At 36.4% G+C, this 12,635-nt stretch carries 12 protein-coding genes; 3 read left to right on the top strand and 9 right to left on the bottom strand.

The annotated features are described in order from the left end of the window. Nucleotides 1-23 precede the first annotated feature (23 nt). Nucleotides 24-269, bottom strand: a complete 246-nt coding sequence (locus ASC84_RS02715; protein ID WP_056511479.1) for a hypothetical protein — start codon at nt 267-269, stop codon at nt 24-26. 193 nt (nt 270-462) lie between these two features. After that, on the bottom strand, nt 463-1,704 hold the full coding sequence (locus ASC84_RS02710; protein WP_056511476.1) for an OmpP1/FadL family transporter: 1,242 nt from the start codon (nt 1,702-1,704) through the stop codon (nt 463-465). A gap of 515 nt (nt 1,705-2,219) precedes the next feature. Here ASC84_RS02710 and ASC84_RS02705 point away from each other — a divergent pair. Next, nucleotides 2,220-2,849, top strand: coding sequence for a TetR/AcrR family transcriptional regulator (locus ASC84_RS02705; protein ID WP_056511474.1), 630 nt, complete (start codon nt 2,220-2,222; stop codon nt 2,847-2,849). 29 nt (nt 2,850-2,878) lie between these two features. Next, nucleotides 2,879-3,559 (top strand): class I SAM-dependent methyltransferase, encoded by a 681-nt coding sequence (locus ASC84_RS02700; RefSeq protein WP_056511471.1) that lies wholly within the window; start codon nt 2,879-2,881, stop codon nt 3,557-3,559. A 155-nt stretch (nt 3,560-3,714) separates the two neighbouring features. On the opposite strand, the gene plsB is transcribed toward ASC84_RS02700, so the two are convergent. After that, nucleotides 3,715-5,916, bottom strand: coding sequence for a glycerol-3-phosphate 1-O-acyltransferase PlsB (plsB, locus tag ASC84_RS02695; protein ID WP_056511469.1), 2,202 nt, complete (start codon nt 5,914-5,916; stop codon nt 3,715-3,717). 232 nt (nt 5,917-6,148) lie between these two features. Here plsB and cysK point away from each other — a divergent pair, with 232 nt between their 5' ends. Beyond that, nucleotides 6,149-7,147, top strand: coding sequence for a cysteine synthase A (gene cysK / locus ASC84_RS02690; protein WP_056511466.1), 999 nt, complete (start codon nt 6,149-6,151; stop codon nt 7,145-7,147). Between the two features lie 120 nt (nt 7,148-7,267). On the opposite strand, the gene ASC84_RS02685 is transcribed toward cysK, so the two are convergent. From ASC84_RS02685 to ASC84_RS02660, 6 genes are all read right to left on the bottom strand, one after another. Next, the gene (locus ASC84_RS02685; protein ID WP_056511463.1) at nt 7,268-7,804 is read right to left on the bottom strand and encodes a lytic transglycosylase domain-containing protein; all 537 of its coding nucleotides are present in this window, start codon (nt 7,802-7,804) and stop codon (nt 7,268-7,270) included. Between the two features lie 131 nt (nt 7,805-7,935). Next, nucleotides 7,936-8,517, bottom strand: coding sequence for a hypothetical protein (locus ASC84_RS02680; RefSeq protein WP_056511459.1), 582 nt, complete (start codon nt 8,515-8,517; stop codon nt 7,936-7,938). A gap of 28 nt (nt 8,518-8,545) precedes the next feature. Beyond that, a complete protein-coding gene (locus tag ASC84_RS02675) occupies nt 8,546-9,490 on the bottom strand; it encodes a phosphatidate cytidylyltransferase (protein WP_056511454.1) in 945 nt (314 codons plus the stop codon). Further along, nucleotides 9,487-10,227, bottom strand: a complete 741-nt coding sequence (locus ASC84_RS02670; RefSeq protein WP_056511453.1) for a 1-acyl-sn-glycerol-3-phosphate acyltransferase — start codon at nt 10,225-10,227, stop codon at nt 9,487-9,489. Before ASC84_RS02670 ends, ASC84_RS02675 begins: the two co-directional genes overlap by 4 nt. Before the next feature lie 318 nt (nt 10,228-10,545). Beyond that, nucleotides 10,546-10,974, bottom strand: a complete 429-nt coding sequence (locus ASC84_RS02665) for a hypothetical protein (protein ID WP_056511452.1) — start codon at nt 10,972-10,974, stop codon at nt 10,546-10,548. Continuing rightward, nucleotides 10,971-12,329 (bottom strand): phosphatase PAP2/dual specificity phosphatase family protein, encoded by a 1,359-nt coding sequence (locus ASC84_RS02660; RefSeq protein ID WP_056511899.1) that lies wholly within the window; start codon nt 12,327-12,329, stop codon nt 10,971-10,973. Before ASC84_RS02660 ends, ASC84_RS02665 begins: the two co-directional genes overlap by 4 nt. Between the last annotated feature and the right edge of the window lie 306 nt (nt 12,330-12,635).

Genomic DNA, 12,635 nt, shown 5'->3' with positions numbered 1-12,635 from the left:
CCATTTTGTAGATCAAAGATAAATTACTTAACCATGCCAATGATTGAAGACTGCGCTTTACAGGCTTGAATAGCATCTTCTTTAGATAACTTTTTAATTTCTTCTTCAAAGGCTTTCTTCTGTTCTTTTAGTGAATCTTCAGGAATGCCACTTTGTTTTGCCAAGTCTTCCATATGCCTCCAAGATTCTTCACATTCCTTTGGCATACCACCACATGCGGTTAAGATAGTGCCTAAAGCGAGAATTGGAATTAAACGTAATAATTTCATATTCAGATCCTTTAATTTAAGTTGGTTTTTTGCTGAGGTTTATTCATATTGATCATTAAAATTTATAGCGTATACAAGTGACGGAAAAATGAATTTGTCTTTGAATAAAAATAAAAAGACTTCATTCTCAAGTATATACACTAGAATGAAGTCTACGCTAAAAAATAATTTTAACAAGATCATGCATTGAGCATTAGAAACGGTAACCTATTTTTAAACCATAGCCTATGGCATTGTTGTCTCGATAATCGCCTTGTTGGGCAATTTCTGAAGCACCGGGTACCGGAATGTAATAGGTACCATCTTGTGCCGTGGCATCACCAATCCAAATATATTTGATGCCTCCTGCGATAAAGTAATTGTCAGCAGGGTTGTATTGAACACCCAACCCTAAGCCCCAACCGCCTTTGGTAGGATTCAATACAGAAGCAGGATTTCCAGTACCAGAATCCCATGAAACATCAGCCGACGCAGCCCATTTTTGTGTAAATTGATGTCCTAAACCAACAGTGATGCTGTATTGGTCTTTTTGATAGTCATCAAGATTAAATCCACCAGCATATAGGCCTTGGCTTAACTCAGCTGTTGCCAGTTCAGTGAGTGCGCCAAACTGTGTTGGACGGATTTTAAAATCTTTCCAATTTACCCAACGCGCATTTAAATATGCCAGCGTATCTTTATAAACACCTGTTTGAAAATCTAAATTTACCGATTGTGGCGTGTTGATTTCTGTATCTTTATCAGGAGTGAATGCTAAAGGTTGTCCAAAAATGGTTTCTTGAGCATCTATTTTGTGCTTAATTTTAGAACGATAAGTCACGGCTGCCTTTAAAGCAATTTCAGGAATCTGAAAAGCAGCACCAGCAAGCCATCCAACAGCACTATCTTGTTTAAAGTTAGCATCATAGCCATTAAACACACTCATCGAATTACCACGTAAAGACACTTTGCCTTTGACTGTCTGGTATACGCCACCGCCGTAGAGGTTAAAATGAGCATCTGGCTGAAAACCAAATAGCATCGCAATATTTTGAGTATCAACATCCGCAAGGGTACCTTTCATACTGATTTCAGTATCAGAGAAGGTATTATTGCTACGTAAAGGATATTCGATTGCAGCACCATAAGGTTGATCATAGATGAGCCCAAAGGAAACTTTTGGCGCAATTTGCAGTTTTAATGCTGCATTATAGTATTGATATGATTGTGCCATATCACCTGTACTCAAATCATTGCTGCCTGCATTGATTAAATCAGGTCGATTTCGAACTTTACCTGATACTTTCGGGTCAACTGTGGCAATACCGGCTTCGAAATAATTCTTGTCTTCAAGAAACGCCAGTATCGATTGACCAGATTGATCCATCGCGGCTGCATGAGTATAAGCAGTGGGTAAAATGCTGAGGATACTGAGAATGAGTGATTGAGTTTTCATGCTTTTCTTTCCTTGAATGTTTTTTTTATTTCGCATATAAAATTCAGACAAAACTATAGTGAATAATAGAAGTTAAGCTATTAGTTTATTTAAGTTTTATCTGAAAGCTTTATGATTTTAGTGAATCATTTTTACTGGATTTAATAAAGGGGTGTAATGACCAATTTAAGGGGGGATTATCGGACAATTCATATGTGCATTGTCTTAAGAAGTTGCCTTAGATCATTGATGAATATTGAAGGATCAATCGCTGATTTAAAAAAGATTATTTTCCAACCGAATTAATTTAAAATGACTGCTTTGATTGATCAGGAATTGATAGATCAGCAATAGTACAAAATAACCTCAACAAGATAACTAAGTTGATCAATGATTTATTAAATATTGAATGAAGCGATCTGGGTAGATAGCTTATTGCTGCAAAATTTATTAGTATTTAATCTGAATTACCTTGTAGTACCAACAGGGTAAACTATTCGCTGCCAGTTTATTTGGAATGGAATTTACGTATCGCTATGAACTATAAAAGATCCTCTGTCATGGAAGAGAAAATGCAACAGAACCGCGAGATGATTTTATTGTCTGCACGAGAACTGGTTGCACAAGGAGGATTTAAAGATGCACAAATTCAAGCGATTGCGGATCGGGCAGGCGTATCAAGTGGTCTGGTCTACCGTTATTTTGAAAATAAAAATCAGGTACTGATTGAAGTTTTAAATGCGGCGATTCATATCGAAGTCAATATTCTCAATGATATTGCACATACCCAACTCAGCGCGCTAGAAAAACTAGATCGCGCCGTTACAACCTTTGTAAAAAGGGCAATGAACAGCCCTCGACTGTCTTATTCTTTATTGTTTGAACCTGTCGATCCTCAATTTGAGTTAGAACGCTTTCAAAGTAAGCAATTGATTAAAGAAAGTATTATTAAAATTTTGACCGAAGGACGTCATTCAGGCGAGTTTATTTTTGAGGATCTAAACACCACGGCATTGTGCATCGTGGGTGCAATGACTTTTGTTGTGATTGAACCTTTAAGTATCGCCAAGACCAAGCGTTTTGATAAAAGTTATAAAGAGTATTTTGTAAAACAAATCGCTGATTTTTGTTTACAAGCAGTGAAAGTCAAACATCCTCAGGAATAATATTAATCATCATTGCAAGGCTTAAAGAAATGGCAAAGGACTTTAATAATCCAGTTGTAGTTGAAGGATATGATGTACATATTCGTAAATTAATTCCCGGTTATGAACTGATACATTTACAAGTCCATGCTGTATTAAAGAGCTATGTATCGACTCAAGCGAAGATTTTAGTTGTGGGATGTGGTACAGGTTATGAACTGCAATATTTGGCTGAGCAATTTCCTCATTGGAATTTTACAGCAATCGATCCTGCAGCAAATATGATTGATAAAGCCAAACAACATATAGCAGATTTAGGGCTTTGTTCTCGAATTCAGTTTGTGCAAGGTGATACATCTGTTCTTAAACAAGTTGATGAGAATTTTGATGTGGTTTTGGCTATCTTGGTTTCACATTTTGTTCCAGTTGATGCAAAAGCACAATTTTTAAAAGATATTGCAAATCACCTAAGCAGTACTGGTCTATGTTTAAGTTATGAATTGATGGAAATTTCGAATGCCAAACAATTACAAGCTTTAAAAAATCTGAGTTTAGCAACAGGATTAACAGAAAAACAGGCGCAACTTATGGCAGATCGTATTGAACAAGATTTTGCTTTAATTTCTGTTGATGAAATGAGCGCTTTGTATTTGCAAGCAGGTTTTAAGCGTGTGGAAAACTTTGCTCAAGTATTGAATTATCATGGTTTTATTGCATTTAAAACGGACTAAGAAAAACGTCTAAGTAATAACTAAAAATCATTTTTTGCTTTAAAGTAAATCAATTAGTCATATTTCTATGAGCTATATACGCTTATAAAAAAAGTTCCTTATCCAAATGGTTGAAGGAACTTTTTTATTGCGGATCATCGTCAAAGCTTAAAAGATTATTTCTCTTTGCTTTCTTTTTCTGGTTCTTTCACGACATTGACATCATACAAATGAGCAAGCGCGGAAAGTAAACGAATTTTAGGATCTGCATTTGAAATTTTAATGCTTTCATCTGCTTCAAGTGTGATTAATTTCTCCACAACAAAATAATCGACAATTTGTGTGATTTCACTCTCAATCTCAGACTCATCCCATTTTAAAAAGAAAGCTTTTTGTATAAGTGGGTATTGTTCGATGACTTGGGTATATAAATCAGATTTTGAAATCTCAAATTGCTGCTGCTCTGTTTCAACACGCAATACTTTGGCAATCAGTGCTGGCAGGATAAACGTGTGCAGAATGTTATTACTGAAATACTTAAGCAAGCCCACCTGTATATCACTGACTTTCACCCAACGTTCATTATCATGCTCAATCAATTCAACTTGTTTAAGCTTCATGGCATATTGAATGATTTCTGTGTTGGAAAGCTCAGTGATTTGCATACGCTCATCATAACGATGCTGTTTGAGTAGATTACGGAATTGTTCTAAACGTACCAATACTTCACGCTCTGCCAAAGCATGCGTTGGTGCATTTAATAAGACCAGAGAAATCAAACTGATAGGATTAATCACTACGGCTTTATTGATATTTTCCAAAATATCACATGCAACATCATTGACCGTGGCTTTAACAGACTCAGGCATCTCTTCATGCAAAGCAACACGTTGAGGTGCATTGTTCTTTTTTAAGATCTCTTCCAGGAAAACTGGTTCACCTAAATTGACGTGGACAACACCAAAGACTTTTTCAATCTTTTGAATAGATTTAAGTAGTCCAAATAGTGATTCAGCTTGTTTTTTCTGTCCACCCAGTTCTTTTATGTATGAACTGCCTTCGATCAGTTTTTCATATCCAAAGTAAGTCGGAATAAAGGCAATCGGTTTACTATTCCCACGCAAATAACTTTGGATGGTCATTGCGAGCATCCCTTTTTTAGGCGGCAATAAAAGTCCAGTACGAGAACGACCACCTTCAATAAAGTATTCCATCGGTGTATTTCGATTGAGCATACTGTAGATATATTCTTTAAAAACAGCGGTATAAAGCGCATTACCATTAAAGCTACGTCGAATAAAGTATGCACCTGCACCACGCATCAGTTGCCCAACCACTGGCATATTTAAATTAATACCTGCTGCAATATGGGGAACCATCAAGCCACGGTTATAAATCACATAAGACAATAACAAATAGTCAATGTGGCTGCGATGACAAGGGGTATAGACAATTTCATAATCTTTGGCAAGTTCACGAACCGTATCGAAATTATGTACTTCGATACCATCATAGAGCTGGGTCCACAATTTAGTTAAAGCAATTTCAGCAAAGCGTAAGGTCGAATAAGAAAAATCAGAGACGATTTCATCGAGGTATTTATGCGCGAGTGCTTCGGCCTCATTGATGCTGATTTTTTTATGAATACTTTCATTGAGAATGGCTTCTTTGACCGCATCACTCAGCATGAGTTTGTTAATCACATTGCGACGATCTGAAATATCAGGACCAAGAATTGCTTCTTTATAGCCATTAAATTGTTTATTGAGCTCAGTCACCACATAGTGTGCTGGTGAAAAATTGGGTGTGAGTTCAATGGCTGAGTTAATTAACTGGCGTAAAGAAACTGCTTGATGGAATTCAATATAATTATTACGGCCATAGAGGGTAATATTCAGTGCTTGTTTAATGCCCGTTGGTTTAGCCCAAGCATCGGTCATCAATGCTTTATACCAGCTATCTTCATTCTCTGGTGCACGTCCCCATAAAATCGTTGTTGGCACTAAAAGTACATCTTGCTCAGGATGTTTCAATAAATATTCGACTAAGCGAATAATTTTATCCGGGTAGTATGCAGAAGCATTGCTTTTGGTTGGTTCTAAGGTGATAAAACGATCCTCTTCCTGATAATCTGCCCCTAGATTAAGTGGCGCAAAAGCAGGGCTGAGTTTTCTTTTTTCTGTTTCATTGTCGATCAAGACTTTATTTGAAGTTGAGTCATCTTGAATGACATAGCAAATCGGAAAATTAGCTGTGTTTGGATCATTAACTGTATTTTCAAGAGTTTTTGTATCGCCTAAAACTTGTGGGCTGACGATTTTATCTAAGATTTTTTTTGTAAATTGACGATAAAATTTTTGATAAGCATTGCTTGCCATAATATTCTCTAAATATGAGTCATATCGTTATTATGCTTGAAATAATATACAAATATATAGTTTGATTTGACGACAAATCGGTCAAACACTTTGCCTAAAAACTAAACTTATGATTTTTATCAATAAACTATTTCGATATTGGTATAATTAAATTCAGTTACTCAATATCAAAGTTTCATAGAAAAGCATTATGATAGATTGATATAAATTCATTTAAATTCAAGGAAAGGTCATGTCTACAGATCCAAATTTTCCAGCAACTGAAAACTTAGGTATTGCTGTTTATTCTAATAATGCTGAGGCAATTGGGAATACACCACTTATTCGTATCAATCGTCTTATTACAGGTGGCGCAACGGTCTTAGCAAAAATTGAAAGTCGTAATCCTGCTTTTTCTGTTAAAGATCGAATTGGTGCTGCACTTATTGCAGATGCAGAGGCGAAGGGGCTTTTGAAAAAAGGCATGCATATTGTAGAACCAACCAGCGGGAATACTGGTATTGCATTGGCATTTGTAGCAGCGGCAAAAGGTTATGCGATCACTTTAACCATGCCAGCAAGTATGAGTATAGAGCGCCGTAAAGTATTAAAAGCGTTGGGTGCAAATTTAATTTTAACTGAACCCGCAAAAGGTATGAAAGGCGCAGTTGATGAGGCAGTACGTTTAGCAACAGAACAATCTGAAACATATTATTTACCGCAACAATTTGAAAACCCAGCCAATCCTAAAATACACGAAACAACAACTGGTCCAGAAATTTGGGCTGCAACAGGTGGTAAAGTCGATATTCTTGTTGCTGGTGTCGGAACTGGCGGTACCATTTCAGGTATTTCAAGTTATTTTGAAAAGGTCAAGCAGCAAGCGATTTACTCCGTTGCTGTAGAACCCGCAGATTCACCAATTATTGGACAAACCAAACGTGGTGAAACTTTAACGCCTGGGCCACATAAGATCCAAGGGATTGGTGCAAACTTTATTCCTAAAAACTTGGATTTAGACTTAGTTGATGAAGTTATTGCTATCGACAACCAAGAAGCGATTGATTTTGCCCGTCAAAGTGCCACTCAAGAAGGTATTTTTGTCGGTATTTCTAGTGGTGCGGCTTTAGCTGCTGCTGCACAATTAGCTGCTCGTCCTGAAAATGCAGGCAAAACCATTGTGGTGATTCTTCCAGATGCGGGTGAACGTTATTTGTCTTCCGTTTTGTTTGAAGATATTTCAGCAGATTAAGTTTGAATTAAATCGTCTATATCTATGCTGTGTATTGTTGTCATGGATAAAAAATAAACCCACTCAAGTATCTGCAAGAGTGGGTTTATTTTATTGATATTCAGTTTCTATTCTTAAACTTTATAATGAAGACTTTAACTGTTTTTCATGTTGTTTGACTTGTTTCGCGTATCGTTTACCTTGGCGTTTCATTTTACGATTTGTTTGGTAATTTGTGGGTCCAACATTGTAGTAGGCTAAGGCTTTTTTCCAGCTTCCTGCACTTTGATTGTATTTAGCCAAGATCATGGTGCCACAGCGTACATTGGTATATTCATCAAACAAATCACCAGGGCAGGCTTGTTGCCAATAACGCGGCATGATCTGGGTAAGCCCAACAGCACCAGATGGAGAGGTGACATAACTCCGATAGCTTGATTCTTGACGTATGGTCGCTGCAATCAGTAAAGGATCTACATCATACTGATCCGCACTTTGTACAATCATTGGGGATACACGATTGGCAACATCGGGAGAGACAGAATAGGCTTTTTGGATTCCAGTCGAAAGTTTAGCAGCACGTTTTTGCACAGAGCCACCACCCAAAGACGAACATGCTGTGATCGCAAGTGTTAAGCCCACTGTAAAAATTATTTTTAACTGATACTGAAAATTCAAAATAAAACCAATGCTATGTATCCAAGATTGCCCTGATGTTAAGTAGCTGATTTAAACCTGTCAATCTATGAAAATTGGTAGATTTATTCGTGATTTGTATCTTAAGCTTCTGGTTGCTTGCTATTTAGGCGTTATTTCGTCATTTTTGCTTGTTTTTTCTGTAACATTATTGCCAACATTAAATGCAATGGATTCTGAGCAGTATATTGGACTTCAAATTGTTGATTTCCATTGTGCTGGTACAGAGCATAAATTACTGGAATATTTAATTTATTTCCTTCAATCACATTTGAGTTTTCACCTGAAAGTTCTTTGGTCATATCAGCAAGTACATTGGTGCTAATCTCTTGTTGAATTACACCTTGGCAAATATATTGCGCACCTTCAAAGCGATCAGTAATCAAATCGATTAGATTTTGTGAATCCTGATTGTCTTTATCAGCCTGTAATTTTTCCAGATTTAATCGCTTTATTTTAGTTAAAGTGATTCCTTCTATAGAAGGTATGGTTTTTGTTGTTGTGTTTGCATTTGGATTAAATTGTTGAGTAAGTTGATTTAATTTTGATCCAAAATTGATATTTACCTGACTTGAGTAGAGTTTTTTTACACGATCAGTCACTTGTTGATTATTACATTCAGACTGATTAAATAAACTGCACCCTTGCAGACCAAAACCTACACAGAGCATTGTAAATATTATTTTGTAATTCATCTATATCTCTCACAATCATGTTTATTCACTAACTCCACCAATATCTTAAAATATGAAAGAAGATGGGTGCAGAAAAGCAGATAGAATCAATCCGATCTAACATTCCACCATGACCATGAATCAACTGTCCCCAATCTTTGACACCACGGTCACGTTTGATGGCAGACATTACCAAACCACCGAAAAAGCCAAAGATACACACAACCAGTCCTATCAATGCAGCTTGTAGATAGCTAAATGGAGTAAGCCATGCCATAGCAACACCTAAAGCTGTGGCTAAAACAATACCACCCACTAAGCCTTCAACTGTTTTTGATGGTGACAAGACCGGTGCAACCTTGTGCTTTCCAAAAAGCTTACCACAGACATATTGCAAAACATCGGATGCTTGAACAACCATAATCAGCCAGATTGCTAACCAAATCGGTTCACCTTTAAAACCATTTAGTTTTAAATTGAGTAATGCAGGAACATGGGAAATACAGAAAACACAGACCATGAGTCCCCATTGAATTTTAGAACTGCGTTCAAGAAAGTGTTTGGTATCTTCTTGTTTTAGACTGGCTATTGGAATCAGTAAAAATACATAAAGTGGAATAAAAATTGAATATAAGCCGTACCAGTCGATATAGATCAAATAATATTGATAGGGAATAACAAAATAAAAGGCGATAAGTAAAGGGAAATAATCACCACGCCGTGTCGGCAATAGACTGGTAAATTCTCGTAGAGCAAACAGGGAAATAATCCCAAATAAGATAATAAATGCAGTTTGACCCAATAGGATGGCTGCGCCAATGACGATCAACATCACCCACCAAGCATTGATCCGTGCGTTTAAATTATCAATCACTGATGAGGGTTTTTGCCCAGTTTTTTGCTTGAGAATAAAGCCCACGCTAGATGCAAAAACTAAAATTCCCGCAAAAATACCAAATAAAAGATAGGTTTTATTTAGATTATCTAAAATCATTGATTCTCAACCTCTTTTAATTGTAATAGCTGCTTCTGTGCATAATCTATAAATGTGGCTTTATCCATTTCTAAATGTTGTTCTAAAGGAGAGCCAAAGCATACGGTAGACAGTAAAGGTAAAGGAACAAAAGAACCTTTTGGCATGACACGTCTTAGATTTGAAATCCAAACAGGGACAATCTCAATCTCAGGAAATTGTTTATGTAAGTTATAGAGGCCACTTTTAAAAGGTAACAGCTCAAGATCATCATCAAGATTTCGAGTACCTTCAGGAAAAAAAATAATGGAATAACCCTGAGCAAGAGCGTCTTTCACAGGTTGTAAAGGGTCTGCATTATCTTCGCGATTACGTTGAATCGTAACACCATTAAAGGTGTCTTTAATTAAAAATTGTCTAAAGCCATCTTTCAGCCAATAATCTGAAGCAGCAACAGGTTTAGTTTTACGACGCATCAGTTTTGGAAGTGAAGACCATAATAAGATAAAGTCGATATGACTATTGTGATTGGCATAGTAAATACGTTGTTTCATCTCAGGCTGACAACCAACCCATAAGCTACGAGCACCAGTTAAGAGTCGTGCGCCACGGCGTGTCAAAAATGCGATAAAGCGAGCAATAGAGTGTGATGCTAAATTTCCATTAGATGAATCTAAGTGTTGAGTCTTTTGCTCTAAAGACTGTTTATTGTATGACTCTTTATCTTGTTCGGAACGTTGTTCAGGTAGTTGATTCATTCTCTAAGCCGATTGATATTGAAGCATTTTATTGTGGGGCAAGCTGTATAATAGGGTGATTAAAGTACAAAATTCTACTTTTTAAGTGACTAGAATAAAAATATAACCAAACTTAGTTTTGAATAAAAAGTAAAAAACTTGGTCTCCATTTACAAATTTATCATTTCTGTTTTTTGAATCATAGAAGAATTTTATAGCATTTCAAGATCTTCACTGCTGAGAAGCTGAGAATTTTCTTGATTTAAGATGATTCAAACCATCATACAATAACAATTGAATATATCAGCTAAAACTGTATCAGTTGAGGTTAAAATCGCTCTAAATAATTCTAGAAATCAAAATCATTAAGACCAGATATTGTATCAATAATAAAGCAATTTGAAGTTTTAAAAGTTTAAAACATCCTGCAAAACGCTGTGACCAATCACGTCCTGCTTTAGATGCGGGCATCAATTTCATACTCATTAGGGTTTGATCAAATTGCAGGGTTAAGTTTTCAATAGATTCAGTTTGGGATTCACGTGCAATCATTTTAATGAGTTGAGCATCAAACTTAACTCTAAATGAGAGATAATGATGAAGCCCAGATAATAACAATGTAATGACAATGAACGTCCAGAATTCAAAGGATTGCCAGCCTTTGAACAGGATGGCAAAAATAGATAAGGCAAAAGCCAAATAACCTGAAAGTAATATAGCTGTGGTTGCAGACAACAGTTGCGCAACCACATAAAAATTCATTTTCATGGCGCTAAACCTTTCAGTTTTAGATGGTAAATTTCTAATTCTTCCAATTGGGCTTGTTTTAATACCACCCAAGGGCGAGCTTTACGAATAATGTTTACCATTTCATCAATATTGGCATCTTGGTTTTGTTGAATCAGCCAAGCGGTGAGTACAGCGCTACTTCTTGAATAACCTAAGGCACAAAAAATCAGAATATTTTGGGTAGAGCTTGGTTCAAGCTTTGACATCAAATCATTTAATCGTGCTACGGCTAACTCAAGCTGATTGGCTTGTAATGGAATCAGATCTAGACTGAGATATTGCTGATATGCAGTTGCTTGATTTAAGGGTAACTCAGCAACACAATCAAATATTGCATTGTATTGGTGGTGATCTTGTTGTGTTGGAATTCTTCCAATATAGATTTTTTTAAGTTCATGTTGAATGATAAAAGAATCTTCGGGATGCTTTTTGGTCCAAACACGACTATTAAACCAAGCAAAGATTAAATAAGGCGCAAGCAGTATTTGTGCAGCAACCGTCATTTTACCATTTTCTTGTTTTTGAAAAAAATGTGGACGTACAAAACTATAGCTATGTGCAACGATAAACAGGCTCACAGCGGGGTAAATTAGCCACAATCCCCAAGGTCTAAACTCGTAGGCTAAGATAAAGAAAATCACTGAGCCACAAAGGTAATAACTACCAAGCTTTAAATGCTTTGCTGTTAACAGTTGCAGTCCATCTTTTCTAAATGGGGATTTTACTGAAATTGGAAATAACCATAAGCATAAAGCGCCAACCAGTATTCCAGTGGGAAGGTCAATAAAATGATGCTGCCATGTCGTGAGTACAGAGATTCCAATCAGCACACACCAAAAATCGACCACATATTTCCATGCCCCAAATACATGGCGACGATAGAAATCCCAAAGAATCATCAGCAAAACAATATGTAATGAGGGCGCTTGATTAAAGGGCTTATCAAAGCCCATGAGGACATCAAACCATAGACCGAAAAAACCATCTAAAGGTGGACGTTCAAAACTAAACTTTAAAGGAAACAGTAAGAAGCAACTAATCGAAATGACTTGCGCTAAAAATAACCTAAGCGCTTGTTGTTTAAGCTCAAATTTGTTCCAACAAAGTAATAAGGAGAGGCCGTAAAACAGGTCAATTGACCAATACGGTACAATTGTCCAAGCCCAAAGTGGAATATGCTTTTCCCAAGCAAAGACAATACTTGGAACATCACTCAGACCTGATGCATATTGATTTGCAAAGCCATAAGTGAGAAAAAAGAAAGGCGCAAGAAAAACTAAGCAAAGTATGCCCCATTTCCAAGTCCCTGTTTCTTTGATTAGATTATTGCTCATAAAAATTTTATTAGGTTGATAAGGCTGGAGATTTTTAGAATAATCAGAAACAATCTCTCTATCCGTAATATGTGATTCAGAATCAGATAGAGTATTCATTTCAGTTATCGAATGATTTGGTTTTAAAAGTCTTTCTTTAGGTAGGGGAACCTCTTGAGAAAGGATATTTTTAATTTCCAAAGCTAATTCTACGCTATCTGCTTGAATCCAAATTGTAGAAAATGCAAAATCATTTCCTATAGTTATTTTTTCATCGCCAATTAAATATGTAAGTTCAATAAAATCTTCATATGGTTCGAAAGGCGG

It is taken from the genome of Acinetobacter sp. Root1280, assembly GCF_001425285.1.
Taxonomy (GTDB): Bacteria; Pseudomonadota; Gammaproteobacteria; order Pseudomonadales; family Moraxellaceae; genus Acinetobacter; species Acinetobacter guillouiae.
The sequence above is the reverse complement of the archived record's forward strand: the minus strand, read 5'-3'. Positions and strand labels throughout refer to the sequence as shown.

Bases quoted from the DNA above. Each gene is read 5' to 3' on its own strand.
- ASC84_RS02705 (WP_056511474.1), top strand. From the start codon at position 2,220: ATGAACTATAAAAGATCCTCTGTCATGGAAGAGAAAATGCAACAGAAC.
- ASC84_RS02680 (WP_056511459.1), bottom strand. From the start codon at position 8,517: ATGAATTACAAAATAATATTTACAATGCTCTGTGTAGGTTTTGGTCTG.
- ASC84_RS02665 (WP_056511452.1), bottom strand. From the start codon at position 10,974: ATGAAAATGAATTTTTATGTGGTTGCGCAACTGTTGTCTGCAACCACA.
- ASC84_RS02660 (WP_056511899.1), bottom strand. From the start codon at position 12,329: ATGAGCAATAATCTAATCAAAGAAACAGGGACTTGGAAATGGGGCATA.
- plsB (WP_056511469.1), bottom strand. From the start codon at position 5,916: ATGGCAAGCAATGCTTATCAAAAATTTTATCGTCAATTTACAAAAAAA.
- ASC84_RS02700 (WP_056511471.1), top strand. From the start codon at position 2,879: ATGGCAAAGGACTTTAATAATCCAGTTGTAGTTGAAGGATATGATGTA.
- ASC84_RS02675 (WP_056511454.1), bottom strand. From the start codon at position 9,490: ATGATTTTAGATAATCTAAATAAAACCTATCTTTTATTTGGTATTTTT.
- ASC84_RS02670 (WP_056511453.1), bottom strand. From the start codon at position 10,227: ATGAATCAACTACCTGAACAACGTTCCGAACAAGATAAAGAGTCATAC.
- ASC84_RS02710 (WP_056511476.1), bottom strand. From the start codon at position 1,704: ATGAAAACTCAATCACTCATTCTCAGTATCCTCAGCATTTTACCCACT.
- cysK (WP_056511466.1), top strand. From the start codon at position 6,149: ATGTCTACAGATCCAAATTTTCCAGCAACTGAAAACTTAGGTATTGCT.
- ASC84_RS02715 (WP_056511479.1), bottom strand. From the start codon at position 269: ATGAAATTATTACGTTTAATTCCAATTCTCGCTTTAGGCACTATCTTA.